At 60.7% G+C, this 23,844-nt stretch carries 20 protein-coding genes; 7 read left to right on the forward strand and 13 right to left on the reverse strand.

What is annotated here, in order from left to right; translation table 11 throughout:
• Positions 1 to 169 precede the first annotated feature (169 nt).
• Positions 170 to 1,372, forward strand: a complete 1,203-nt coding sequence (locus LCM4573_RS07980; RefSeq protein ID WP_071005730.1) for an MFS transporter — start codon at positions 170 to 172, stop codon at positions 1,370 to 1,372.
• A gap of 76 nt (positions 1,373 to 1,448) precedes the next feature.
• Positions 1,449 to 2,189, forward strand: coding sequence for a DUF899 family protein (locus LCM4573_RS07985; protein ID WP_071005731.1), 741 nt, complete (start codon positions 1,449 to 1,451; stop codon positions 2,187 to 2,189).
• A gap of 299 nt (positions 2,190 to 2,488) precedes the next feature.
• On the opposite strand, the gene LCM4573_RS07990 is transcribed toward LCM4573_RS07985, so the two are convergent.
• The 4 genes from LCM4573_RS07990 to LCM4573_RS08005 all read right to left on the reverse strand — a co-directional run bounded on the left by LCM4573_RS07990 (position 2,489) and on the right by LCM4573_RS08005 (position 6,732).
• Positions 2,489 to 2,908: a DoxX family protein gene (locus tag LCM4573_RS07990; RefSeq protein WP_071005732.1), complete on the reverse strand. Its 420-nt coding sequence runs from the start codon at positions 2,906 to 2,908 to the stop codon at positions 2,489 to 2,491.
• Between the two features lie 69 nt (positions 2,909 to 2,977).
• Positions 2,978 to 5,092: a xanthine dehydrogenase family protein molybdopterin-binding subunit gene (locus tag LCM4573_RS07995; RefSeq protein ID WP_071005733.1), complete on the reverse strand. Its 2,115-nt coding sequence runs from the start codon at positions 5,090 to 5,092 to the stop codon at positions 2,978 to 2,980.
• Positions 5,092 to 6,108 carry a xanthine dehydrogenase family protein subunit M gene (locus LCM4573_RS08000; protein ID WP_071005734.1) on the reverse strand — a complete coding sequence of 339 codons (1,017 nt, stop codon included), beginning with the start codon at positions 6,106 to 6,108 and terminating at the stop codon, positions 5,092 to 5,094. Before LCM4573_RS08000 ends, LCM4573_RS07995 begins: the two co-directional genes overlap by 1 nt.
• Before the next feature lie 3 nt (positions 6,109 to 6,111).
• The gene (locus tag LCM4573_RS08005; protein WP_071005735.1) at positions 6,112 to 6,732 is read right to left on the reverse strand and encodes a (2Fe-2S)-binding protein; all 621 of its coding nucleotides are present in this window, start codon (positions 6,730 to 6,732) and stop codon (positions 6,112 to 6,114) included.
• Positions 6,733 to 6,838: 106 nt separating this feature from the next.
• On the opposite strand from LCM4573_RS08005, the gene LCM4573_RS08010 reads away from it, so the two are divergent.
• Together LCM4573_RS08010 and LCM4573_RS08015 are read left to right on the forward strand one after the other, a co-directional pair.
• A complete protein-coding gene (locus tag LCM4573_RS08010; RefSeq protein ID WP_071005736.1) occupies positions 6,839 to 7,411 on the forward strand; it encodes a TetR/AcrR family transcriptional regulator in 573 nt (190 codons plus the stop codon).
• 212 nt (positions 7,412 to 7,623) lie between these two features.
• Positions 7,624 to 7,905 carry a hypothetical protein gene (locus tag LCM4573_RS08015; RefSeq protein ID WP_071005737.1) on the forward strand — a complete coding sequence of 94 codons (282 nt, stop codon included), beginning with the start codon at positions 7,624 to 7,626 and terminating at the stop codon, positions 7,903 to 7,905.
• A 181-nt stretch (positions 7,906 to 8,086) separates the two neighbouring features.
• Here LCM4573_RS08015 and LCM4573_RS08020 read toward each other — a convergent pair whose 3' ends face one another.
• The 6 genes from LCM4573_RS08020 to LCM4573_RS08045 all read right to left on the reverse strand — a co-directional run bounded on the left by LCM4573_RS08020 (position 8,087) and on the right by LCM4573_RS08045 (position 16,496).
• Positions 8,087 to 9,073: an ABC transporter permease gene (locus LCM4573_RS08020; RefSeq protein ID WP_071005738.1), complete on the reverse strand. Its 987-nt coding sequence runs from the start codon at positions 9,071 to 9,073 to the stop codon at positions 8,087 to 8,089.
• Positions 9,074 to 9,149: 76 nt separating this feature from the next.
• Complete coding sequence (locus tag LCM4573_RS08025) at positions 9,150 to 11,108, reverse strand: ABC transporter substrate-binding protein (protein WP_083347351.1); 1,959 nt, start codon at positions 11,106 to 11,108, stop codon at positions 9,150 to 9,152.
• 64 nt (positions 11,109 to 11,172) lie between these two features.
• Positions 11,173 to 13,257: a hypothetical protein gene (locus tag LCM4573_RS08030; protein ID WP_071005739.1), complete on the reverse strand. Its 2,085-nt coding sequence runs from the start codon at positions 13,255 to 13,257 to the stop codon at positions 11,173 to 11,175.
• Positions 13,247 to 14,308, reverse strand: a complete 1,062-nt coding sequence (locus LCM4573_RS08035) for an ABC transporter ATP-binding protein (protein ID WP_244505263.1) — start codon at positions 14,306 to 14,308, stop codon at positions 13,247 to 13,249. The genes LCM4573_RS08030 and LCM4573_RS08035 overlap by 11 nt, the downstream gene beginning before the upstream one ends.
• The gene (locus tag LCM4573_RS08040) at positions 14,305 to 15,357 is read right to left on the reverse strand and encodes an ABC transporter ATP-binding protein (protein ID WP_071005740.1); all 1,053 of its coding nucleotides are present in this window, start codon (positions 15,355 to 15,357) and stop codon (positions 14,305 to 14,307) included. The genes LCM4573_RS08035 and LCM4573_RS08040 overlap by 4 nt, the downstream gene beginning before the upstream one ends.
• Entirely contained in the window at positions 15,354 to 16,496 is a 1,143-nt protein-coding gene (locus LCM4573_RS08045; RefSeq protein ID WP_071005741.1) for an ABC transporter permease, read from the reverse strand. Before LCM4573_RS08045 ends, LCM4573_RS08040 begins: the two co-directional genes overlap by 4 nt.
• 413 nt (positions 16,497 to 16,909) lie before the next feature.
• On the opposite strand from LCM4573_RS08045, the gene LCM4573_RS08050 reads away from it, so the two are divergent.
• Genes LCM4573_RS08050 through LCM4573_RS08060 form a run of 3 tightly spaced genes read left to right on the forward strand, consistent with a single transcriptional unit; the run spans position 16,910 to position 19,894 of the window.
• Entirely contained in the window at positions 16,910 to 17,929 is a 1,020-nt protein-coding gene (locus LCM4573_RS08050; RefSeq protein ID WP_071005742.1) for a LacI family DNA-binding transcriptional regulator, read from the forward strand.
• Positions 17,930 to 17,957: 28 nt separating this feature from the next.
• On the forward strand, positions 17,958 to 18,836 hold the full coding sequence (locus LCM4573_RS08055) for a 2-hydroxy-3-oxopropionate reductase (RefSeq protein ID WP_071005743.1): 879 nt from the start codon (positions 17,958 to 17,960) through the stop codon (positions 18,834 to 18,836).
• Between the two features lie 29 nt (positions 18,837 to 18,865).
• Positions 18,866 to 19,894: a LacI family DNA-binding transcriptional regulator gene (locus LCM4573_RS08060; RefSeq protein ID WP_071005744.1), complete on the forward strand. Its 1,029-nt coding sequence runs from the start codon at positions 18,866 to 18,868 to the stop codon at positions 19,892 to 19,894.
• Between the two features lie 13 nt (positions 19,895 to 19,907).
• Here LCM4573_RS08060 and LCM4573_RS08065 read toward each other — a convergent pair whose 3' ends face one another.
• From LCM4573_RS08065 to LCM4573_RS08075, 3 genes are all read right to left on the reverse strand, one after another.
• Positions 19,908 to 21,626 carry an ABC transporter ATP-binding protein gene (locus LCM4573_RS08065; RefSeq protein ID WP_071005745.1) on the reverse strand — a complete coding sequence of 573 codons (1,719 nt, stop codon included), beginning with the start codon at positions 21,624 to 21,626 and terminating at the stop codon, positions 19,908 to 19,910.
• Between the two features lie 10 nt (positions 21,627 to 21,636).
• Complete coding sequence (locus tag LCM4573_RS08070; RefSeq protein WP_071005933.1) at positions 21,637 to 22,761, reverse strand: ABC transporter permease; 1,125 nt, start codon at positions 22,759 to 22,761, stop codon at positions 21,637 to 21,639.
• Between the two features lie 73 nt (positions 22,762 to 22,834).
• The gene (locus LCM4573_RS08075) at positions 22,835 to 23,821 is read right to left on the reverse strand and encodes an ABC transporter permease (RefSeq protein ID WP_071005746.1); all 987 of its coding nucleotides are present in this window, start codon (positions 23,819 to 23,821) and stop codon (positions 22,835 to 22,837) included.
• Positions 23,822 to 23,844 lie beyond the last annotated feature (23 nt).

The raw sequence follows: 23,844 nt of genomic DNA on the forward strand, positions 1-23,844 counted from the left end.
CACAATCGCCTGGGCAAACTCTACCTTATCTGGGGGAAGCGCGATTAGGGACGGCGGCCCGCCCCTGGCCCGTTAAATTCCGACACATTTGTCACTCTCGCTCGATGTCGTGCCGGCGTTAGCCTTGTGCAGCTGCCACGAACGGCGACAATCGAACAAGGAGGACAAGATGTCTGAAGCGATCCCCAAGAGCAGCACCTGGCCAGTATCGACGTGGCTGTCAGTCGTTTCGCTCACTTTCGGAAGCTTTGCTCTGATCAGCAGTGAATTGCTGCCCATGGCAGTACTTACACCTATGGCCGCTGATCTAGGCGTTACCGAAGGCGCCGCCGGTCAGGCGGTGACCCTCACGGCACTATTTGCCGGCATCGCAGCCCCCACTGTGGCACTTGTCATCGGCCGCTTGGACCGCAAGCTGATCAATCTGGCTCTCTGCACCCTGGTGATCGCATCCAACACCGCAGTCACCTTCACATCCGACTATTTTGTGCTGCTGGTCGCCCGCATGCTCCTGGGCGTGGCCATTGGCGGGTTTTTTGCCCTCGCTGGCGCGACCGTAGTCCGCCTCGTGACCATAGAAGATATGGGCAAGGGCATGTCGATCGTATTCATGGGCCTTTCCGCAGGCCTGGTCGTCGCGCCAGCGGCGAGTACCCTCATCGGGGAAGCGTTCGGCTGGCGAGCGGCGTTCATGGCCGCAGCCGGGGCCGGTTTGCTCGCCTTGCTGCTACAGACCATCTGCTTGCCGAGCGTGCCGGCGACGAGTGCAACCAGCCTTTCGAGCCTGTTCGGCTTACTGAAGCGGCGGCACGTGCGGGTGGGGTTGGTCGTCGGTCTTCTGTTCTTCGGTGGAGAAGTGTGCGGCTTCACCTTCATGCGGCCCTATCTGGAAACCAAAGGCGGGCTCGATGCAACTTCGATCGCTCCCGTCCTAATGGTTCTCGGCCTCGCCAGTCTATTCGGAAGCGCAATCGCCGGCGTGTTCGCCGACCGCGTGCTTCGCGACGGTTTTGCCACCACGTTCCTGGTGCTGGGGATCGCCACGATAGGCCTGTTGGCCCTTAGCACCAGCTACGTCGCAGTTTTTGCCTTCGCCGCCGCCTGGGGCATTGCCATAGGTGCGGGACCGGTGATGACCCAGACGTGGATGGGTCGGGCCGCGCCCGATCAGCTCGAGGGTGTGGGTGGGCTCTTTCTGGCCGTCATTCAGTTCGGCATCACCCTGGGTGCCATCGTCGGCGGGATCGCTGTCGACAGCTTTGGGACGAGCGCGCCGCTCTATGTGACCGTCACCTGTGCTCTGCTTGCAGCCATCCTGATCGGCACGCAACGGGCTCCCGATGCGGTTTCGCAGATGCCTGCTTCGGCGTGACCCCTGCCGAGTGAACGCAGGGACAACGCCCGGCACACTAGCTCGAACGCCATCCATCAAACAATAGGAGACGATCATGTCTGACGACAAGGTAAACTCTGCAGCACCCGAGGTCGTCGATCGAGCGACGTTTCAGGCCAAGTTGGGCGCATTGCGCATTCGTGAGAAGGCACATACCAGAGAGGGTGACGCAATCGCGGCTGCCCGCCGGCAGCTCCCAATGGTGAAGGTCGATGGCGCCACTCCACTGATAGGCGAAGGTGGACCGGTGACGCTGCTGGACGCTTTCGAGGGGCGCCAGATGCTCATCGCCTATTATTACATGTGGTTCGAAGGCCAACCGGCACCCGAGCAATGCGAGGGTTGCACCTTCTTCACGACGCAGGTGCACGAACTCTCCCATATACATTCCCGCGACGCCACTTACGCCACCTTCAGCCAGGGGTCTTATGAGGAGAGCGCCCGATACCGAGAGTTCATGGGCTGGAAGATGCCTTGGTACTCGGCCCAAGGCTCACTCGATACGCTGCTCGTCGGCCGCCGCATCGGATTGATGTACCTCGTTTGCTACTTGAGGCGCGGGGTCGACGTATTCGAGACCTACTGGACCACCCGCCGCGGTGTAGAGGCGATGGATAACAGCTACCGTCTGCTAGACCTGACCGTCTATGGGCGGCAGGAGGATTGGGAAAACTCGCCAGCCGGCTGGCCACAGCATTGGGGCGAATCCAATCATCCGTTTCGATGCGACGGCCGGCCCATCTCTCAATGGCGCCGCTTGGAGACGGGACATTCCGACAATCTGAAAGCCCGCTAGGCACTGAACCGCGCGCCAGCTTGGAAATGGCTCTCGCTATCCGCCGCTTCCATCGCCGCAGAAAAGCGATCGCCGCCGTCGGATCCCAGTCCCGAAACGACGAGTCCGGGCGGCATGTCCAGTCGTTCGAATACCTCACCTGTCGCGGGATCGGCCGGCGCCTCGAACGCCCGGACTGCATTATGGTGTTAACCGCAAGCGCTGGAGCGCCTTCGGCTGCCTGCCTGGCCTGTACCAAAGGGGGTCTTGCCAGCTCCGTCCTGATGCGCCGTGGGCTCATTTGCATTGCCACTCACCGACTATGCGGGTTGAGTTGCTCCATCTCCACGTCCTTGGAGCGCATCCAGGCTCCAGACACCAGGCCCGGCTGCGGAAATGTAGAGAAACAGGAAGCAATACAGCATCGCGGCTTCGCCGTGGTTGAGTACCGGGAAGAAACCGTCCGAGCCGTGTGCGATGAAATATGCGAAAGCCATCAGCCCTGAAAGCAGGAAAGCAATCGGGCGTGCAAAGAGACCAACCACCAACAGGAGGCCGCCAACAACTTCAAGGATTCCAGCTGTGTAAAGCAACGTGTTGAGAGGATACTCAAAGGGTGCAGGCCAGCCAAACAGCTTCATGGTGCCATGAGTGAAGAACGACCCAGCCGCGACGATGCGCAAGACGCTCAGAAGATGGGGAGCGAAGTTTCGGATATAGGGAATTTGCCAAGCGGCCATGTTCATCTCCAGAGAGTTTAAGTCGGTTGCTACTAGGGTGAAAGTAAGTGCCTAACGGCTCATCCTGTCTCAGAGCACGTCGTCTATGCGTATGGGGAGCTTTCGGATGCGTTTGCCTGTCGCGTGATAGATCGCATTGGCAATCGCCGGGGCGGTTCCGAGCATTACCAGTTCACCCATCCCCTTCACGCCAACCGAGTTGATCCTGGAATCAGGCTTGTCGATCAGCCCTACATCTACCTCGCCGATATCCGCGTTCACTGCCATCACGTAGTCGGCCAGATCATCATTGAGGTAGCCGGCAAAGCGCGGGTCGACCTCCGACTCTTCCCGAAGCGCCGTGCTGAACCCCCAGACAATACCGCCGTACATCTGCCCCTTTGCCGTCCTCGGGCTCACAACCCTTCCAACGTCGGCAATGCTGACGGCGCGCGGCATGCGAATTCGCCGGGTTGTCGGCTCGATATGGACCTCCACGAAYTGCGCGATGTAACTCATCGATGTGAAGCCGGGGTAATCAGGTCCGGCCCCCGCTCGGCCGCCCGTACGATAGGCATCGATGACGGATACGTCTTGACCTGGCGCCAGCTCCGCAACCTTCACCTCGATATACGGCCGCTTCAGCCGCGCCAGCTGTTGGTGCAAATTACCAGCTGGCGGATGAGATCCGGCGAGCTCTGCGAATCTGGTGCGAAGCGCTTCCACTGCCTTTGCTGCCACGGGCACGCAGCTAGCCGTCCCGCGCTCCCCCACAGTGGCGAGCTGCGGACCCAATGTTGTGTCTCCGAGCCGTATTTCCAGGCGGTCAGGATTAATGTCCAGTCCCTGGACGATGACGTTGGCGATCGCTGTCAATATTCCCTGGCCCATCTCATGGCCGGAGCTGATAATGCGTGTCGAGCCGTCAGCACGAACCGTGAGTGTCGCCTCGCTTGCAGACATCGACGCGCCGAAGATGCCGCATGCGACACCGAGTCCGACCAATGTCCCACCGGCCAGTCRCATGGAGCCCGGTTCGGGAAGGCGCCTGTTCCAACCGAAACGGCTGGCACCTTCTCTCAGGCAGTCGTTCAGAAAATGTGGCGATAGCGGTTGGCCGGCGACAATGTCGTTTTTGGCTTCGTGGTCCAGCCGGAGCTGTACTGGGTCCTTACCAAGCTTGTAGGCCATTTCATCGATCACACTCTCCAGCGCAAAGCCTGCCGGAAAGGGATGTGTGCCTCGCGTGTGGCGCGGCATCTGGCGGTCGATGTGAATGTCGCCTGCGGTCGCCCGAAAATTCTCGATCGCATACAGGCGCGCGATATCTTCATGGTAGCCGGTCGAACGGAACCCTCCGTCCGGGATGTTTTCTTGCACCACATCGTAATCGATGGCCTGCAGTCGCCCCTGCGCACTGGCAGCAAGCCGGATGTTATGGACGCTGCGTGGCCGGTAGTTGGCTATATGGAAGAGCTGCCCGCGAGGCGTTACCAGCTTCACCGGACGACGTGTCAAGCGTGCCGCCTGCGCGACCAAGGGAGTCTGGATCTTCGGAGGCGATTTTTGCCCGAACCCACCGCCAACCTGTTCTGATTTGACCACGATGCGGTCCGACGAGAGCTCGAATGCCCTCATGAGCGCGCCCTTGACGGCGTCAAGGTTCTGACATCCTTCGTATACGGTCAGCCGTCCGTCGGTCCATTCCGCAACCGTGCCGAATAGCTCCATTGGGTTGTGATGCTGGGTTGGTGTTTCAAAAATGCCCTCGGTGATATGAGCTGCGTTTTCGAATGCCGCATCCACGTCGCCTGAATTGAAGCCCTCAGCCTCGATGCGTTGCGCACCTGGACTCGTCATCAATGGAATGTACGATGCGGTCTCATAGACGGCCTTCACTGCCTCGGCGCCTTCAATTGCCGCTTCGATCGTCTCCGCGACCACCATTGCGATCGGCTGACCTCGGTAGGAAATCTCTGCACGAAGGGTTGGGAAATCTCCCAGGGCCAGAACCTTCACCACACCAGGCACTCCGGTCGCCGGCGCGATGTCGAGCGCGCTGACCTTGCCTTTGGCGATGGTCGCCGGCACCAGCATTGCATAAAGCATCCCCGCCAGCTTCACGTCGGCTCCATATTGCGCTCGACCGAGAACCTTATCCCTGGCGTCGACGCGGGCAATTTCCGAAAAGGCTTGGGTCGGCATCAGGCTCTCCTTCCAGCGGCGATGGTCAGCGCGTCGGCGATGACTCTCGCACCGAGGTCGATCTTGAATGYGTTATGCTGACCGCTGCGCGCATCGGCGAACGCCGCCCTCCCAGCTTCAAGTGCACGCTCAGGTGTCAGTAACGAGCCGATGACAAGGGCCTCGGCCGCGGGTGAACGCCACGGGGTTGTCGCGACGCCGCCAAGAGCGATCCGGGCGACGCGGACCGTAGCACCATCCATTTCAAGGGCCACCGCAGCAGAGGYCAGCGCGAAGGCATAGCTCTCGCGATCACGGATCTTACGATAGGTCGATTTAAGACCCGCAGGCGTTTTGGGAACAGTAATCGCCGTCACCAGCTCGCCGGGATGAAGGTTGAATTCACGGTCGGGCGCGTCACCGGGCAGACGGTAAAATTCGGCAATGGGAACGGTGCGAGGCCCTTGAGGACCAAGCAACTCGATCGTCGCATCCATCGCCATCAGCGCTACTGGCCAATCACCTGGCGCCACCGCAGTGCAAGCCTCGCTCGTGCCAAGTACGGCTTGACCACGATCGAGCCCCCCGATGGCAGAGCAACCGGAGCCAGGCTCACGCTTATTGCAAGGATAGACACCGACCACCGAGGAAGATCCCGCGCCGTTGCGAAAGTACATGCAGCGAGTGCGCTGCAGAAGATTGCCTCCCACCGTGGCCATGTTTCGTAGCTGCTGCGACGCCGCCTTGAGCAGACTTTCGGAAAGGACGGGATATTGCTCCTGGACGATTGGCGTATAGGCTACGTCGGTCATCAAAGCGCGACCACCGAAACGTAGAACCTCGCCGCCGGTTTCGATCGCGTCCATTCCCTCTATGCGGCTGACATCGATCAAGTGGGTCGGGCGCTCGATCCCAAGCTTCATGAGATCATAAAGATTGGTGCCACCCGCGATATATCGGGCTGGCCCGCGGGCATCCGAAAATTGCGCGACGGCAGCTTCCGCAGATGTTACGACACTATAGCTCAACGCCTGCATCCCTCAGCCCTCCATGACCTTGGCCGCCTGCTGGATGGCAGCGAGAATTCCGACATAGGCGCCGCATCGACAGATGTTCCCGCTCATGAATTCGCGGATCGCATCCGGGTCGCCTGCGTGCCCGCCGGTCACGCAGGCGACGGCGGACATGATCTGACCTGGCGTGCAATACCCACATTGGAGTGCGTCGTTGTCGATGAATGCCTGCTGCATCGGGTGAAGGTCCGAACCGCTAGCCAGTCCCTCAATCGTGGTAATGTCCCGCCCCTCGATCTTCGCTGCCAAGGTAAGACAGGACGAAACCGGTCGGCCGTCCAGGTGAACAGTGCAGGCACCGCATTGTCCGTGGTCGCATCCTTTCTTCGTTCCGGTGAGACCTAGCCGCTCGCGCAGCAGATCCAGGAGCGAAGCGCGCGAATCGATTTCAAGAGTGACTGGCTGCCCATTCACCGTCGCCGAGACCTGAACCGTTTGGCCGGGCTCGACGCGTGTGACAGTCTGTTGCGCCTCAACTTGCGGCACTGCCGGCAGGATGCCCGCGGCGGCTGTGCCGGCGCCAACCGCAAGAACCAAGCGCCGCGTAACCTCTATGCTGCCGGGATTGTCGGGCGTTTTGTCGGCCATGTCATCCTCCGTACCAACCAAGAACATTGTCAGCCTCTGACAATGCGTACCATCATTGTCAGAAACTGACAATTGACCTATGTTCACAAAACAGAGAGGTGCTTGAATGGTGCAAAGAGCGGAGAATGCGCGCGAACGTTTCGAGACTGCCGCGTACGAGCTTTTCGGCGAGCAGGGTTACGCCGAGACGACTGTTCCGGAGATCGCCTCCAAAGCTGGATTAACGGAGCGAACTTTCTACCGCTACTTTGCGGACAAGCGAGAAGTACTGTTCTGGCGGGCCGGCGCRCATCAGGCCTCCATAACAAGGGAAATCGCGAGAGCACCTGCCGGCGTACATCCGCTGACCGTTGTTGCCAGCAGCTTCGAGGCAGTCGCTCCGTTCATCGATAGCCATCGCCCGATCGTGAAGCTTCGCCAGCTCCTGATCTCCACGCATAGCGATTTGCATGAGCGGGAATTGATGAAGCTCCATATGCTAGCGTCGGCAATCGATCTGGCATTACAGCAGCGGGGCATGCAGCCTTCACCTTCGCGGGTGATAGCTGAAATTGGCGCAGCCATCTGGAAAGTTGCGCTGCAGAACTGGCGCGCCGACGAAGGGGAGGAAAGCTTCGCACGACACGTGCAGGCGGCTCTTGCCGAGTTTCAAGCTGGACTGAATCAGTTCGCGGGCTAGATTGGACTTTTGAATCGAACGGATTGAACCGGCGGCCCGCTGATGTTTTATCGACTGGCAGCTAAAGGATCAGTACCTCCGCGACGGACCGTGAACGCGGCCGTGTTCCAGCTACCGCAGATATCTCGCAATCCTAAGCTAGCGTATTTGCGAAGCAGCGCGTGATCATTCCACAGATGATCGGAGACACTTGACGATGAAGGCTAAACCGCATGGACGACAAATCTTATGAAGAGCCTACCGAAATCTCCGTTGATCTAACCAGCTCCGAAGCGATCGTGCTTTTCGAGCTTCTGTCTCGCTGGGTTGCTGACGATAACAGCCCGCCCGGTAATGACAGTTTTGATCACCCAAGCGAGTGGGCGGTATTGCAGGGTGTTTTGACTTCCCTGGAATCACAGTTGGTTGCCCCATTTCGGGAAGATTATAAGAAGATCTTGAGCCAAGCCCGAGAGGCGGTATCGCTGGACTATTCGAGGTTCAGATTGGAATGATTGAGGGTGCAGGATCGAAGCCGCATGGGGAGCCATTTCGGCTCTACGTCTTTGCGCCTAACAGTGTGCGAACGATAGACTTCGTTGGGGGCTCACAGCCTAGAGGACGGAGGGTTAGATTAGACACTCTCAAAATACCGCTTCCAGGATATTACAGAAATTGGCGAGATTTGAGCTTGCCTCAGGTATAGCGGATGCGAGGGTCGAGCCAGGCAAGCAACAGGTCCGAAAGAAGCGTTCCAATCACCGTGAGTGCGCTCAGCATCATGATGAAACTGCCGGCGAGATACATATCCTGCGAAATCAGAGCCTGCAGCAGGAGCGGACCTGTCATCGGCAGGTTGAGCACAACCGCAGTGATCGTTGCACCTGAGACCAGCGTCGGCAACACCCAGCCGACCGTCGAGACGAAAGGATTGAGCGCTATGCGAACGGGATACTTCAGGAGCAGCCTGCGTTCGGAAAGACCATAGGCGCGAGCGGTGACGACATAGGGCTTGTTCAGCTCGTCGAGCAGGTTGGCGCGCAGGAGCCTGATCAGCGCCGCAGTGCCATGAAGCCCGAGCACGATGGTCGGAATGATCAGGTGCATCAGAAGATCGGCGACCTTGGCCAAACTCCAGGGCGCCGCCTCGTATTCCGGCGAGAAAAGTCCGCCTATGCCGGCGCCGAAATAGCGGAAGGCGATATACATCAATACAAGCGCGAAGAGAAAGTTCGGAATTGCGAGGCCGATGACACCAAAGAAGGTGGCGACATAATCGCCTACCGTGTTCCGGCGTACCGCCGTGTAGATGCCGATCGGTAGCGACACGGCCCAGATGAAGAGCAGGCTGCAAAGCGCCAGCACGAAGGTGAGGCCGAGCCGATTCCACAGGAGATCGGCGACCGGGCGGYGCCATTCGAGCGAATAGCCGAAATCTCCGCGTAGCAAGATGCCGTTCATCCACTTCCAGTATTGCACATACATCGGGTCGTCGAGACCGTAGCGCTCGCGCATCACGGCCATGGCGCCGGCATCAACGGTCGTGCCCTGCAGATTGAGCTGGGCGACCATCGAGGTAACGAAATCGCCCGGCGGGAGCTGGATGATGATGAAGGTCATCACCGAGATCGCAAACAAGGTAACCAGCATATACAGAACGCGGCGTGCGATGAAGGCTGCCATAAATCTCTCCGAAGTTGATGCCGGCTTGAGGCCGATGGCCCCCGCGCTATCAGGAGCGGAGGCCAATCTTCGCGCCCTACTTCGGCGCGAAATAGAACTGCTCGGGATTTGCGGCGCCGGGATGTGTGTATTCGGTGCTGGCGAGCAGCGTCTTCGGCACGTTGCGCAGTTGCTTGTTGACGATGCCGTAGTCCGTCGTCGGTTGCATGATGCCGATCGTGTAGAACTGTTCCTTGGCGATCTGCATCACCTGCTTCATCAGTTCGAGACGCTTGCCGACATCGACGGTGGCGAAGATCTCGTCGTAGAGTGACATCTGCTTCTTGACGACCTCCGGCGGCTCCTCGGCATTGCTGTCCTTGGCATACCACTGGCCCCAGGCCGTAGCGTAGAAGGATGCCCAGGATGACGGCAGGAAATATTTTGGATCGAACAGCGTATCGGCGCCGCCCGAGGCGGACCAGACCGCCGCATCGTGATCATTGGATTCGACACGCTGGTTAAGGGCCGTCGTGTCGGTCGTGTTGATCAGAAGGTCGATGCCGACATTGCGCCAGTATTTCTTGATGAGCTCCGCGGTATCGATCCACGGCTGGCGCAGCACGGAAATGTCGATGGTGAACTGAATCGGCTTGCCGTCCGGACCGAGCCGGATGCCGTTGCCGTCCTTCTTGGCGAATCCGGCTTCATCGAGCATCTTGTTGGCCAGGGCAGGATCGAACTTGGTAAACTGTGTCGCCATTTCCTCGTCGAAGAGAGGTGACTCGGGACGTTCAACGGTCTGGTATGGCAAGCCCTGGCCGAGCCAGACCACCTCGATGATCTCATCGCGGTTGATCGCTGACGATAGGGCCTCACGAAAAGCCCTGTTGCCGAAGATCTCGCGCTTGACCGGGTTCTTGTTCGTCAGATTGAGCGACACGATCATCAGGTTGGCGCGGTTCGGCAGAACCTCGTAGAAATCGTAGTTGCCGCGCTCCTGGTTATCGAAGAAGGTTCCCTTGTTCTCCGGCGTGGTGACGAAACCGATATAGCTGTCGACCATGTCGAAGTCGCCGTTGGCCGCCTTGAGCAGCGTCACCTGCGGATCGGAGATGATGTCGATCGTCGACTGATCCATGTAGGGCAGCTGGTTACCCTCTGTATCGACCTTGAAATAATAGGGGTTACGCTTCGCCACGACCTGGCTGCCATTGCCCTGGCCGATGCCGCTGGACACGATCCAGGGATTGAGCCGCGGTAGGTCGGGGTTGCGCCAGGCGTCCGCCTTGGCGTTGAAGTTCGACACCCAGTTCTGACCACCGGAGGACTTCGCCTCTGCATCGGCATTCTGGTTGTACTTGGCGTGGAACTTCTCGAGATAGTGCTTCGGATAGGCCGTCGGCACGTTCGGTTCGGGATCGTTCGCCGGCGTTGCGAGCGCCTGCAGAAGCAGACCGTTCGGCGCGGCGAATTTGAACCTCACCGTGTAGTCGTCGATCTTCTCGACGACGAGCGGCTTGCCACCACGCACGGACCAGGTCGGCTTTGTCGGCATGACCTCGGTGTTGGAGTACACGTCCTCGTACCAGAACATCACGTCGGCGGCCGTATAGGGCTGGCCGTCCGACCATTTCATGCCCTCGCGTAGCTTGAAGGTATATTCCGTGCCATCGGCATTGATATCGACCGACTTGGCGACGTTCATGACGACGCCGGGAACGATGTCCTTCTGCTCCATCCCGGGCTGCCATGTTTCCCAGCGGGTGAAGTTTTCGTAGCCGATCGTGCGGACCAGCGAGGAAATATCGCTCGCCGAAGCCATGGTCAGACGCCAGGTTCCGCCGTACTGCCCGACGCTTTCGAAGGGTTTGACGACCAGCGGCTCCTTCGGCAGCCGTTCACTCACCTGCGGCAACTTGCCGGCTGCGACCTCCTGGGCAAGGATCGGTGCTTCCTTGTAGTCCTGCGCAAGGGCGGTACCCGCCGTCAGCACCAGCAAGGCGGCAGCCGTCGATAGCCGCCGCAGCAGTTTCATTCCGATATTCACGTCCATAATTTCTTCCTCCTCGAAGCAGGACGGTCACTGCCGTCAGCCCTGTTCCTCCATTTTCTGCGCGTCAGCGCCTCCCCTCCATGGAAAGCGCCTCGAATGCATCGACCGGTGGCAGTTCGAACCAGGTGTAGCCGTCGCCGTCAGGCCCGGAAGCCGCGATCAGCGACCGTCCGGAGACAAGCGCCTGTGCTTTTCCGTCGGCATTGCGGATCCCGAGCCGCARCCCGTGCACGGCCGGCGCATCCTCGTAAAGATTGTTGCGCTGGCCGCCGAAATTGACGACGTGCACCAGCATGCGCCCGGTCGACGCCTGATGTTGGATCGTCACCTCCAGCGAACCGCGGCCATCGAGCTTTACCGGCGCTGGCGCAATGTTGCGTTCGAGCAAGTCCGAAATCAGCAGGCGGTGGTTGGGCAGGCTGTCGCGGAAGTACTGCCATTCCGGATTCCACGGGATGTAGACCACCTTGCCCTTCCCGTAACCACCGGTGATTACGCCGGGCAAGTCGCTCTCGATATCGGGAAAGCACAGTTCAGGCGGGCCGAAGCGCTGGGGAGGCAGAAGCGTCAACAGCGTCTCGGCGCCGTCCTTCGGATGGGCGACGAAATAGCGGCCATCGAGCATCAGCAGCGTGCTGAGCGGCGTCGGCAGCTCGCCGTCCGCAATCCGGAAATAAGATCCGCGCATATGCATGCGGACGGAGGGCTTGTCCTTGACGGGCAAACTGTCGAGCGCCGGCTTGTCGCGTGCACTGCCGCGTTCGTCGTAGAAGCCGGTATCGCCGGTGACAAGTAGGACGCCGCCGCCCTTGACATAGTCATCGAGGCACCTTGCCTCCTCGTCGCCGAGGCAGGAGATGTTGGCAAGCACGATGGCGTCGTAGCCGGCAAGTATATCCTTGCCGTTTTCCCCCTTGACCAGATCGTCGCTGACGAAATCGAAGGGCAGCCGTGCCTCGACAAGGGCACGGTATGCCCCGCGAAAGGCGGTATCGCCCAGGGCTGCACTGTCTGTCCGCTTGCGGAAAACGCCATTGCTGTGGGAGTGATAGAGACCAATGCGGGCGCCGGAGCGCAGCCCGGTATAGTACGCTTCGTTGTCCCGGTGCCAGCGAAAGAGGTTCGAAATGTCATCGAAGGGGGTCTTGTCGTCCTGATCCATGACACCCAGCAGGTAGTAGTCGAGTGTCGCGCCGCTGGCGAGCTGCTGGGCGAAGCGCAGCATGTGATACCCGCTGGTTTCGGAATGGAAGCGCCAGGCGAAATCGACGAAATTGGTCGAGGTCGAGGAGAAGGTCTTGCCCTGTCCATAGGCAGCCGCCCACCGGGCCTGTTCGCCGGCCTGGTAAGGCCATTCCGGCTGCGGCCGGTCCACGGCGCGCTGTACCTCCATGCGGATCAGGTCGGAATCGCCGCGATGGCCTGTCATCGCCACCTTAGGATTGACCTGCTTGATATGCTTATAGACCTTACTGCGCAGCTCGAGCGAGGTGCGCTCCTTAAAGCTCAGATAGTCGGCATAGGACGGGTCGGAAAAATCCTCCTTGAGCGGCAATTCCTTCTTGTACATGGCGCGGAAGCGTCTGCGGCAATTATCGCAGACGCAGATGCCGAAATAGTCGCCGGAATAGGTGAAGTTGGTATAGCCGAACATGTTGAAGAACACGCCGTCGACATCGTACTTGCCGAGCGATTCCGAAATGATTTCCAGCGCGTAGTCCTGATACCAGCCGCCGTTGACGCAAGCTTGGTAGGTGCCGTTGTATTCGAGCGCATCGCCCTTGATGTTGTGCACAAACCAGTTGGGATGGGCCTCGTAGGCGATCCGGGTAGCCTTCGACATGTCGAAGCGGCCGACCAGGGAGAGGCCTTCCGCATGTGCCGCCTCGATGGCATCGCCCAGAGCGTCACCCTTCATGAAAGGGTTGATGGCATGAAGCGGCAGTTTGGTTGGATAGAAGGCGAAAATGCCGCCGATATTGTAAAGCAACACGTCGGCGCCGAATTCACGGACCTCCTTCGCAAGCTTCTTTTGATCGTAGAGCGCGTCGGGCTGGCGCAGATTGGTCTGCACCATGCGGTAGGGCCGCCTCCACCAGACCGGCCGCGCCGCGGCCGCGGCCTTGTTCTCAACAGCATCAAGCAGCATTCTCGGTTACTCCCTTCAAATCGAGATTTTCGGCGTGGTGGCAAGCGACCTGCGTTCCGTTAACGTCCTTGGCCGCCGGATCCTCCGTCCGGCAGAGGTCGGTCGCGAACGGACACCGCGGATGGAAGGCGCAGCCGACCGGGCGGTTGGCCGGATCGGCAACCTCGCCCTTCAGCCGCATGCGCTTTTGGCTGCGAGCAAGGCGCGGATCGGGACGCGGCACCGAAGCAAGAAGTGCGGCCGTATAGGGATGGCGGGGGCGCGAGAAGAGCTGGTCAGTCGTCGCCAACTCCACCACCCTGCCCGCATACATAACGGCGACGCGGTCGGAAATGTATTCGACGACACCGAGATCATGCGAGATGAAGAGGTAGGTCAGGTCGAACTCTTCCTGCAGGTCCTGCAACAGGTTGAGCGTCTGCGCCTGGATTGAGACGTCGAGCGCCGAAACGCATTCGTCGGCGACGACGATCTTCGGACGCACCGACAGGGCGCGGGCAATGCCGATGCGTTGCCGCTCGCCGCCGGAGAAGGCATAGGGGTAGCGAGCCATATATTCCGGGCGAAGTCCCACGCGACGCATCAGGTCGGCGACGCGACTTTCGACTTCCGCCTGGTCGGTCACCCCAAAATTGCGCAGAGGCTCGGCGATGATGTCGACTACCCTCCGGCGCGGGTTGAGTGAGGCGAAGGGATCCTGAAAGATCATTCTGATGTCGGCACGGTAGGGCCGCATCTCGATAGGCGTCAGATGCGAAAGGTCGACCGTCTCACCATCCTTCCGGTAGAGGATACGGCCGTCGGTCGGTTCCAGCACCCGCACCAGCGCCTGTCCGAAGGTGGTCTTGCCGCAGCCGGATTCCCCGACCAGGCTCAGCGTCTCRCCGGCCCGGATGGCAAGCGTAACGCCATCCACCGCCTTGATATGGCGCACCGGGCGCTTGAGGAAGCCCGACGTCACTGGGAAGTGCACCTTGACATTCTCGGCCCGGATCAGCGGTTCGCCGGCAGAAAGCTCGTTCCTGGTATGGCCGGTATGGATCATGTTCATACTCCCGCCTCCACCGGATTGCTGCTCTTGATATGCTGCGGGTCGCGAAGGTGGCAGGCGCCGAAATGGTTGGGCCGCAGTTCCTTCAGCGCGGGATCCGCCCGGTCGCAAAGGCCGGCCACGGCCTCCGGACAGCGCGTATTGAACGGACAGCCGGTCGGCCGGTTCAGCGGATGCGGCACCATACCCTCGATCGCCGTGAGGCGCTTGCCGGCCGAATGCCGCGCACCAAGCTTGGGGATGGAGGCGAGCAGCGCGAGCGTATAAGGATGCTGCGGGTCGTAGAAGATATCTTCGACGCTGCCACGTTCGACGACTTGGCCGAGATACATCACTGCCACCTCGTCGGCGATCTCCGCGACCACGCCGAGATCATGGGTGATGAACATGACGGCCATGCCGGTTTCATCCTGAAGTGTGCGCATGAGCTCGAGAATGTTCGCCTGTGTGGTGACGTCGAGCGCCGTTGTCGGCTCATCGGCGATCAGCATGGCCGGCCGGCAGGCAAGTGCCATCGCGATCATCACGCGCTGCCGCATGCCGCCAGACAACTCGAATGGATAGGCGGCGAGCCGCCGGCGCGGATCGGGTATGCCGACGCGATCGAGCGCCTCGACCGTTCGCTCGATCGCCGCTTTGGTGCCGATCTTGTGGTGCAGCAGGATCTTTTCCACCAGCTGGTCGCCAACCGTGTGCACGGGGCTTAGCGAATTCATCGGCTCCTGGAAGATCATCGCGATGTCGCGGCCGCGGATCGCGCGGATCTCCTTGCCCGTCGGGTCGAGCGCCGCGATGTCGACACTGCCGCTGCCGTCACGGCTGAACACCATGCTGCCGTCGACGACGCGGCCGGGCGGCGTGACGATCTGCAGCACAGAACGCGCCATCATCGACTTACCGGAACCGGATTCGCCGACGACGCAAAGGGTCTTGCCACGGCGAACATCAAGATTAACGCCATTGACCGCCTTGATGAGACCCTCGCGAAGATGGAAGTGGGTCTTCAGTCCGCGAACCGAAAGGACGGGTGTCTCGGATGTAGTGCTCATGAGTATGGATCCGCAGCATCACGGAGGCCGTCGCCGAGGAAATTGAGGGACAGCACCGTCACGATGACAAGGACGCCCGGCGCCAGAAGCCAGGGCGCCTCTGCCAGTGAGCGGATGTTCTGGGCTTCCTGCAGCAGCACGCCCCAGCTAACGACGGGCGGGCGAAGGCCGATCCCCAGGAAGGAGAGCGAAGTCTCGGCGATGATCATCGCCGGAATTGCAAGCGTCGTCGCCGCGATGATGTGACTGATAAAGCCCGGCACGAGATGGCGAGTGATGATCTTCATCTCCGAAGTGCCGTCCAGGCGGGCGGCGACGACAAAGACCTCGTTGCGCCACGACATGAATCGCCCCCTTACCTCGCGGGCAAGCGAAGTCCAGCCGATCAGCGAGATGATCATCGTGATGATGAAGTAGACGAGGATCGGCGACCAGGTCACCGGGATTGCCGCGGCGAGACCCATCCACAGCGGGATCGTCGGCACTGACATGATGAATTCGATGACCCGCTGAATGGCATTGTCCACCATGCCGCCGACATAGCCGGAGATACCGCCGAGTAGGACGCCCAGTACGAGGCTGATCGCCACGCCGATCAGACCCACCGAGGTCGACACACGCGTGCCGTAGATCAGGCGGCTGAGCACATCGCGCCCGAGCCTGTCCGAACCCAGGAGATAGAAGGGCTGCGCCGGATCTTTCGGCCCGATCAGGTGGATGTTGGAGGGAAACAGGCCCCAGAGTTTATAGGGCTCGCCGCGCACGAACAGGCCGACCGGTATGCGCACATTGGGATCGGCCGCAAAGACCTTGCGCAGTGTCTTCGGATCACGCTTCGAGCTGAACCCGGTCACATGCGGCTCGAAGTGATAGGAGCCGGCCTCGTCCACGAAGAACAGCTTGATCCCCTGCGGCGCCAGCATCGTATAGGCGGAATCATAATGGTCAGGTGTGCGCGGCGCCAGGAACTCCGCGAAGATGGCAACGAGATAGATCAGGAGAATAACGATCCCGCTCCAATAGGCGAGCTTGTGTTCCTTGAACTTAAGCCATATCAGCTGGCGCTGGCTGGCAAGACCGATGGCCGCAGCGGCGGCTACAGTCTGCGGCGGCGCAGGAGCATCTGCGATCACCGCCATTTCGGTGTACTCCGGCCGGCATCTTTGGCCAGGCTGTTGATCCCATCGCAAGGCAACGCAGACATGGCCACAGGCTCCTCCCTTAGCCGCAACTCCACATCGAAAATAGGAGCAATGTTTGCTTATTGTTAGCCTAACTTTATGACAAAATAACCGGGCGTCAAGCGGATTGTTTGCTCGCAACGATCAAAAAGGCAGATATGAACGACCTTGCTGCRCCTGCGAAAACGCGGATATTGTAGGAAATCCATCGACATATGGCGGAGAAAATGGTGATTTGCGTAGGTACGTCGTGAGAACATAGTGCAATGCAGAATGTGTTTTGATTGACAGGCGCCGCAACAGTAACCTAACAAATACAAAAATTGCGCTTCTTGCCTTGCCGCAATTTGCCCTATTGGAAAAGAACACCGATGAGCCGTGTCACTTTGCAGGAAATCGCCGATCATCTCGGAATTTCGAAATTCGCCGTCTCCAGAGCGCTGACCGGCAAGCCCGGTGTCAGCGAGGACACGCGGCGCAGCGTCCTTTCCATCGCCGAACAGTTTGGGTACATCGCAAGGCGCACGAAAGTGACGTCGCAATCGATCGAAGTGATCTTTCACGACCGGACCGTCGCCAACCGTGAGCTGTGGATCGACGTCCAGCACGGCATCGAGATGGAAGCGACACGCTTCGGCTGTTCGATGGCGGTGCGCTGGACGAACGATCACCGCATCATAGAGCGGCTGGAGGATGCTTCGGTCGGCTTCATCATGGTCGGCCCTCAGGAACGGAAGATGTTCGACGCCGCCCGTGACAGTTCAGTCCCTGCCGTCGTCGTCGCCCATATCGTTCCCGAACTCTATACGATGGACCAGATTACCGCGACGGACGTCGAGGCCGGCGTCTTCGTCGCGAAATTTCTCTACGACCTCGGACACCGGCGCATGGTCTATGCCCACGGACAGCTCGGCTATCCCGGCCGCTATGCGCGTCTTCGGGGCTTCTCCGAGGCGATCGCCGAACTGGAAGGCGCCGAGTTGCGGGAGATCGCGTTCAAGGAGGACTATATGGCAGCCGACCTTCGTGAGGCAGTGGTGAAGATGGCCAATGAGGGCTTCGAGCCGACAGCGGTCTTCTGCGGTAGCGACGGTGTTGCTGTCACCGTCGTTTCCGAGCTGATGCGCATGGGCATTTCCGTGCCTGACGACATTTCGGTGGTCGGCCATGCGGATTATCCGATCGCTACCCAGGTCTCGCCCAACCTGACCACGATCCACATGCCGCACAAGCAGATGGGGATCGCTGCCGTGCGCCAGCTTCTGTCGCGTATCGGCCTCAACGGGCAGCTGAACGACCTGCCGCCGCAGCGGCTGAGCCTCGTTCCGCACCTGGTCGAGCGGCAGTCGACCGCGCCGGCAACGACGAAATCCTGGAAGTCCAAGCTTTGACGACGAGAGAACCTGTGAGGAGACGTTCATGAACATCGGCTTTGTCGGGCTTGGCGTCATGGGTAGGCCGATGGCCGGGCACCTGATTGACGCAGGCCACTCGCTGTCGCTCCATCGCGTCAAGGAAGTCTCGCGCGATCTCGTCGAGAAAGGCGCTTTTGCGGCGGAAAGCGCAGCGCAGGTCGCCTCGCAGTCGGACGTGGTGATCCTTATGTTGCCCGACACGCCCGATGTAGAGGCGGTTCTTTTCGGTGCAGACGGCGTCGCCGCGGGATTGTCGCCAGGCAAGCTGGTGATCGACATGAGTTCGATCTCGCCGATCGCCACCAAGGATTTTGCCGCCAGGATCGGCAAGCTCGGCTGCGCCTATCTGGACGCACCTGTTTCGGGCGGCGAGGTTGGCGCCCGAAACGCGGCGCTGACGATCATGGTCGGCGGCGAGGAGGCACCCTTTCGCCGCGCGCTGCCGCTCTTCGAGAAGTTGGGCAAGAACATCACGCTGGTCGGCGGCGTCGGCGACGGCCAGACCGCGAAGGTCGCCAACCAGATCATCGTGGGGCTGACGATCGAAGCGGTGGCGGAAGCATTGCTCTTTGCCAGGAAAGCCGGCGCCGATCCGGCAAAAGTCAGGCAGGCCCTGATGGGAGGGTTCGCCGCCTCGCGCATACTCGAGCTGCATGGCGAACGCATGATCAACCGCACTTTCGATCCGGGCTTCCGCATTGCGCTGCACCGCAAGGATATGACACTGGCCGTCGACAGCGCACGGGCGCTGGATCTGGCCCTGCCGAATGTCGCCATGGTGCAGCAGATGATGAATGCCGCCGTTGCGCTCGGCGACGGCGGCAAGGACCACTCCGCGCTGATCCGCACGTTGGAGACGCTCGCCAGCCTCCCCGAGGCCTAGCGCTGCGGTGGACGAGATATCGGAACACGATGAGCAACGTCACCCTCGACATGATCGCCACGCAGCTCGGCGTCTCGAAATTCTCGGTCTCGCGTGCGCTTTCCGGCAAACCCGGTGTCAGCGAAAAGACGCGGCGCAGTATCATCGCGGCCGCCGAGCAGCTCGGCTATCGCATTCCCCGCCTGAAGAGCGGCGATAGCCGCTCGATCGGCGTGATCTTCCACGATCGCAACGTCGCAAATCGCGAACTTCGGGGTGACCTGCAACTCGGCATCGAGGCCGAAACGAACCGCTGGGGTCTTTCGATGGCGCTGCGCTGGACCAGAGATCACAGGATCGTTTCCCGGATTGAAAAATCGACGGTCGGTTTCATTCTCGTCGGTCCTCACGACGCCGATATGCACAAGGCGGTGCGCGACAGCCAGCGGCCAGCCGTCACAGTCAACCACCGCGTTCCGCCCCTCGACGGCATGGACCAGGTYTCGTCCACCGATGTCGAAGCTGGCGAGTTCGTCGCCGATTTCCTGCTCGGCCTCGGCCATCGCCGGATGGTCTATGTGCAGGGGCAGGCCGACTATCCCGATCGCGAGGCGCGCTTGCACGGTTTTGCCCGCATGGTCGCCGACCGTAACGATGCGGGCGTCCGCGCGATGACCCTCGAATCTGATGAGGAACCCTCGGCCTTCCGCTCGTCGCTAATCGCGATGATCGACGATGGTTTCGTGCCGACGGCCTTCTTTTGCGGCAGCGACGGCGTGGCAGTCACCGTCGTCTCAGAGCTTGTCCGAATGGGACTGAGGGTTCCCGATGATGTCAGCGTCATCGGCCATTCCGACGATCCGATAGCCTTGCATATATCGCCGAAACTCACCACGCTGCACCTGCCGCACAGGCAGATGGGGCTGACCGCCGTGCGGCTGCTGCTCTCACGGGCGGRCCTAATTCTGCCTGTTGCCGATCCGACGCCGATGCGTGTCAGTCTGGTCCCGCATCTGGTCGTCCGCCAGACGTCAGGGCCGCCAGGCCCCGGATCCTGGCATTCACGGCTTCGGCGCTAACCCTGTTGCCCGTTCATGCGCCAGCGATCTCCGGTGCAAAGCGGACGCGATGCATCATGCGCTTTTGGCGCGGATCAGGACTGGGCACGGCCGAGATCAGGGCTCTGGTATAGGGTTCGTCGGGGCTGGTGCAGATCTTTTGCGAGGATCCGACCTCCACGACCCTGCCCTTGTACATCACCGCGACACGGTCGCAGAAATAGCGGATGACCGATATGTCGTGCGAGATGAAGATGAAGCTCAAGTCGAGGCGCGTCTGTATGTCGAGCAGCAGATCAAGGATCTGGGACCGGATCGAGACGTCGAGCGCAGACGTCGCCTCGTCGGCGACGATGACCCTCGGATCGAGCGCCAGCGCCCGTGCGATGCCGATGCGCTGCCGCTGGCCGCCCGAAAAGGCGTGCGGATAGCGGTCCATTGTGTCCGGCGACAGGCCGACCATACTCAGCAGTTCCGCGACCCGACCGTCACGCGCCTTGCCGCTCGCCCTGCCGGCGATACGAAGCGGGTCGCCAACGATCTGCTTCACGGTCATGCGCGGATTAAGCGAGGCGAAAGGATCTTGAAAGATCAGCCGAACCTGCGCGTGATAGGCGCGCAGGGCGGCACTGCGCATCCCCAGGACGTCGCTGGTAACGCCATTTGCCTGGCGGTAACTGATCGATCCCGTGGTCGGTTCCGTGATCCGCATGATCAGCCGGCCGAGCGTCGTCTTGCCGGAACCGCTTTCACCGACGATACCGAGGTTCTCGCCGGGATAAAGATCGAGACTGACGTCATCGACCGCACGCAGGCCGCCGCTCCAGCTGCCGTCAGCGGCCTGCTTCGATCCGTAATATTTGCTGAGATTGCGGACCGAGAGCACCGGTTCGACCCTGCTTGCGGCGCGATCGTCACGCTCCCGAGAACTGTGCTCGAGCTTGCGCGTGGCCTCCAGCAGGTGGCGGGTATAGGAATGCTGGGGGTCGTGGAAGATCGCCTCCACAGGCCCTTTCTCCACGATCTCGCCGTTGCGCATCACCGCGACTTCGTCTGCCACCTCGGCTACGACGCCCATATCGTGGGTGATCAGCAGAACCGCCATGCCGCGGCGCTGCTGCAGCCGCTTGATCAGGTCGAGGATCTCGGCTTGCGTTGTCACATCGAGCGCCGTCGTCGGTTCGTCGGCGATCAACACGTCGGGATTGCACGCGAGCGCCATAGCGATACAGACGCGCTGGCGCATGCCACCGGAATACTCAAAGGAATAGCGGTTGGCCATTTCCGCCGGATTCTTGATCTCGACCTGGCCCAGCAGTTCGATGGTGCGCTTGCGCGCCTCGGCCTTTTCAAGATGAAGATGGATCTGCAGGACCTCGTCTATCTGGTCGCCGATCGTGTGGAAGGGCGACAGCGCCGACATCGGCTCCTGGAAGATCAGCCCGACCTTGCCGCCGCGGACGGCACGGATCTGCGGCCCATTGGCCTTCAAGGTAGTAATGTCGATCACCTCGGCCTCGCGCGTCAACACGATCCTGCCGGAGGTGATGCGGCCAGGCTTGTCGACGATCTGCAGCAGCGAGCGTGCCGTCACCGACTTGCCCGAGCCGCTTTCTCCCACGAGGCAGAGCGTGCCGCCCCGCTTGATCGAGAAGCTGACATCCTTGACCGCCTTGAACACCGAGGTCCGCAGTTGGAATTCGATGGAGAGCTTTTCCACCTTGAGAACGTCTGCCGTCATGGGTTCGCTCATCAACGGTCTCCTAATCGGAATAGGGATCGGCAGCGTCGCGAAGACCATCGCCGAGGAAGTTGAGGGCCAGAACCGTCGTGATCACAGCGACGCCGGGCAGAAGCAGCCACGGCGCAGTGGCGACGGTACGGATGTTCTGTGCCTCCTGCAGGAGCACGCCCCAGCTGACGACAGGCGGACGCAGACCGACACCAAGGAAGGAAAGCGCCGTTTCGCTGAGGATCATCACCGGGATCGCAAGCGTCACCGCCGCAATGATGTGGCTGGCAAAGGAAGGCAGCATATGACGGAAGATGACGCTCATTTCGCGGGCGCCGTCGAGGCGTGCCGCCGTGACGAAGTCCTCATTCTTCATTGCTAGGAACCGACCCCGCACCACCCGCGCCAGGCCTGTCCAGCCAACGAGCGAGAGGATGATGGTGATCATGAAGTAGACCTGCAGCGGCGGCAGGGTCGGCGGGATCGCCGCGGCAAGTCCCATCCACAGCGGGATGGTCGGAATGGCGAGCAGGAATTCGATGACGCGCTGGATCGCCGTATCGATGCCGCCGCCATAATAGCCGGAAAGACCGCCGAGAATGATGCCGAAGACAAGGCTGAGCGACACGCCGACGAGACCGACCGTCATAGACACGCGCGTGCCATGGATGACGCGACTCAGCATGTCGCGACCCAGCCGATCCGCGCCCCACAGATACATGGGCTGGCCGGCCTTGACGGGACCGATCAGATGGATGCTGGAAGGAATGAGGTTCCAGAGCTTGTAAGGCGCGCCGCGCACGAACAGGCCCACGGGAATTTTCGTCTCYGGGTCGATGACGAATTCGCGTGCGAAGCTCTCGGGATTGACGCGCACCTTGTAGCCGTGGACATAGAGGCCGAACTCGCCATTGTCCCACATGTGCAGCCGCTGCGGCGGCGCATAGGTATAGCGGGCCGAATAGTCCCCTGCTCCCTGCGGCGCCAGGAATTCGGCGAAGGCCGCCACGAGATAGATGCAGATCACCACGATGCCGCTCGCGACAGCGAGCCGATGCTTTTTGAACTTCCACCAGGCCAGCTGCCAAGCGCCGGCATGTTCTGCGTCCTTGATATGCGTGACCTCCTCGGCTGCGCCCGCACCCTTGGCAGCCATGGTCCTGGCGGTCTTGTTCCGGGTCCAGGTGAACAAAGATCTTACTCCCTCAGTTCGTRCCATCACCCGTGCCTCATTTGTAGCGAATGCGGGGATCGAGCCATGCAAGCAGCAGATCCGAGATCAGTGTTCCGATGACGGTCAGCACCGAGAGCATCAGGATCATCGCGCCGGCGAGATAGACGTCCTGCGCGATCAGCGCCCGCAGCAGGAGCGGGCCTGTCGTCGGCAGGTTGAGGACGATCGCGGTCACCGTCGCACCGGATACCAATTCCGGCAGCGTCCAGCCGAGCGTCGAAACGAAGGGGTTGAGAGCGGCGCGAACCGGATATTTCAGGATCAGCCGCCATTCAGAAAGTCCCTTGGCTCGGGCAGTCGTCACGTAGGGCTTGTAGAGTTCGTCGAGCAGGTTGGCGCGCATGATGCGTACGAGCGCGGCCGTGCCGGAGCAGCCAAGCACGATAACCGGTACGATCAGGTGCTGTGCGAGATCGATGAATTTGCCCCAGCTCCAGGGCGCATCGACATATTCACGGGAGAAGAGCCCATCGATACTGATGCCGAGGAAACGCAACGCCGCATACATGAGGATCAGGGCGAGCAGGAAGTTTGGGACCGCCAGGCCGACAAAGGCAAAGAAGGTGGCGGCATAGTCGCCGATCGAATATTTGCGGACCGCAGAGTAGATGCCGATCGGCAGCGAGATCACCCAGGTGAAGACCAGAGCCGTCAGCGACAGGACCACGGTCAGGCCGAGACGGTTCCACAGGAGATCGGAAACGGGCGCATCCCAGTCGAAGGATCGGCCGAAGTCACCGTAGAGCACGATGTTGGAGATCCAGATCCAGTATTGCACCCAGATCGGCTGGTCGAGCCCGTACTGGCGACGCAGCATGGCCAGCGTGTTCGGATCGACCGTATCACCGGCCTGCGACATCTGCGCCGCCAGTGTGGTGACGAAGTCGCCGGGTGGCAGCTGGATCAACGCGAAGGCGACGATGGAGATCGCGATCAGTGTCGGTATCATGTAGAGCAGACGTTTCAAGACGTAGCGCGGCATGGCAGTCCTCCCCCTCGATCCTG

Origin of the sequence: Rhizobium sp. LCM 4573 (genome assembly GCF_001854865.1) — a bacterium.
Lineage (GTDB): Bacteria > Pseudomonadota > Alphaproteobacteria > Rhizobiales > Rhizobiaceae > Neorhizobium.

What these genes read in the sequence shown, in the direction of transcription:
- LCM4573_RS08025 (WP_083347351.1), bottom strand. Translation starts at nt 11,108, where the DNA reads ATGGACGTGAATATCGGAATGAAACTGCTGCGGCGGCTATCGACGGCT.
- LCM4573_RS07980 (WP_071005730.1), top strand. Translation starts at nt 170, where the DNA reads ATGTCTGAAGCGATCCCCAAGAGCAGCACCTGGCCAGTATCGACGTGG.
- LCM4573_RS08005 (WP_071005735.1), bottom strand. Translation starts at nt 6,732, where the DNA reads ATGGCCGACAAAACGCCCGACAATCCCGGCAGCATAGAGGTTACGCGG.
- LCM4573_RS08050 (WP_071005742.1), top strand. Translation starts at nt 16,910, where the DNA reads ATGAGCCGTGTCACTTTGCAGGAAATCGCCGATCATCTCGGAATTTCG.
- LCM4573_RS08075 (WP_071005746.1), bottom strand. Translation starts at nt 23,821, where the DNA reads ATGCCGCGCTACGTCTTGAAACGTCTGCTCTACATGATACCGACACTG.
- LCM4573_RS08055 (WP_071005743.1), top strand. Translation starts at nt 17,958, where the DNA reads ATGAACATCGGCTTTGTCGGGCTTGGCGTCATGGGTAGGCCGATGGCC.
- LCM4573_RS08065 (WP_071005745.1), bottom strand. Translation starts at nt 21,626, where the DNA reads ATGAGCGAACCCATGACGGCAGACGTTCTCAAGGTGGAAAAGCTCTCC.
- LCM4573_RS07990 (WP_071005732.1), bottom strand. Translation starts at nt 2,908, where the DNA reads ATGGCCGCTTGGCAAATTCCCTATATCCGAAACTTCGCTCCCCATCTT.
- LCM4573_RS07985 (WP_071005731.1), top strand. Translation starts at nt 1,449, where the DNA reads ATGTCTGACGACAAGGTAAACTCTGCAGCACCCGAGGTCGTCGATCGA.
- LCM4573_RS08045 (WP_071005741.1), bottom strand. Translation starts at nt 16,496, where the DNA reads ATGGCGGTGATCGCAGATGCTCCTGCGCCGCCGCAGACTGTAGCCGCC.
- LCM4573_RS08015 (WP_071005737.1), top strand. Translation starts at nt 7,624, where the DNA reads ATGGACGACAAATCTTATGAAGAGCCTACCGAAATCTCCGTTGATCTA.
- LCM4573_RS08040 (WP_071005740.1), bottom strand. Translation starts at nt 15,357, where the DNA reads ATGAGCACTACATCCGAGACACCCGTCCTTTCGGTTCGCGGACTGAAG.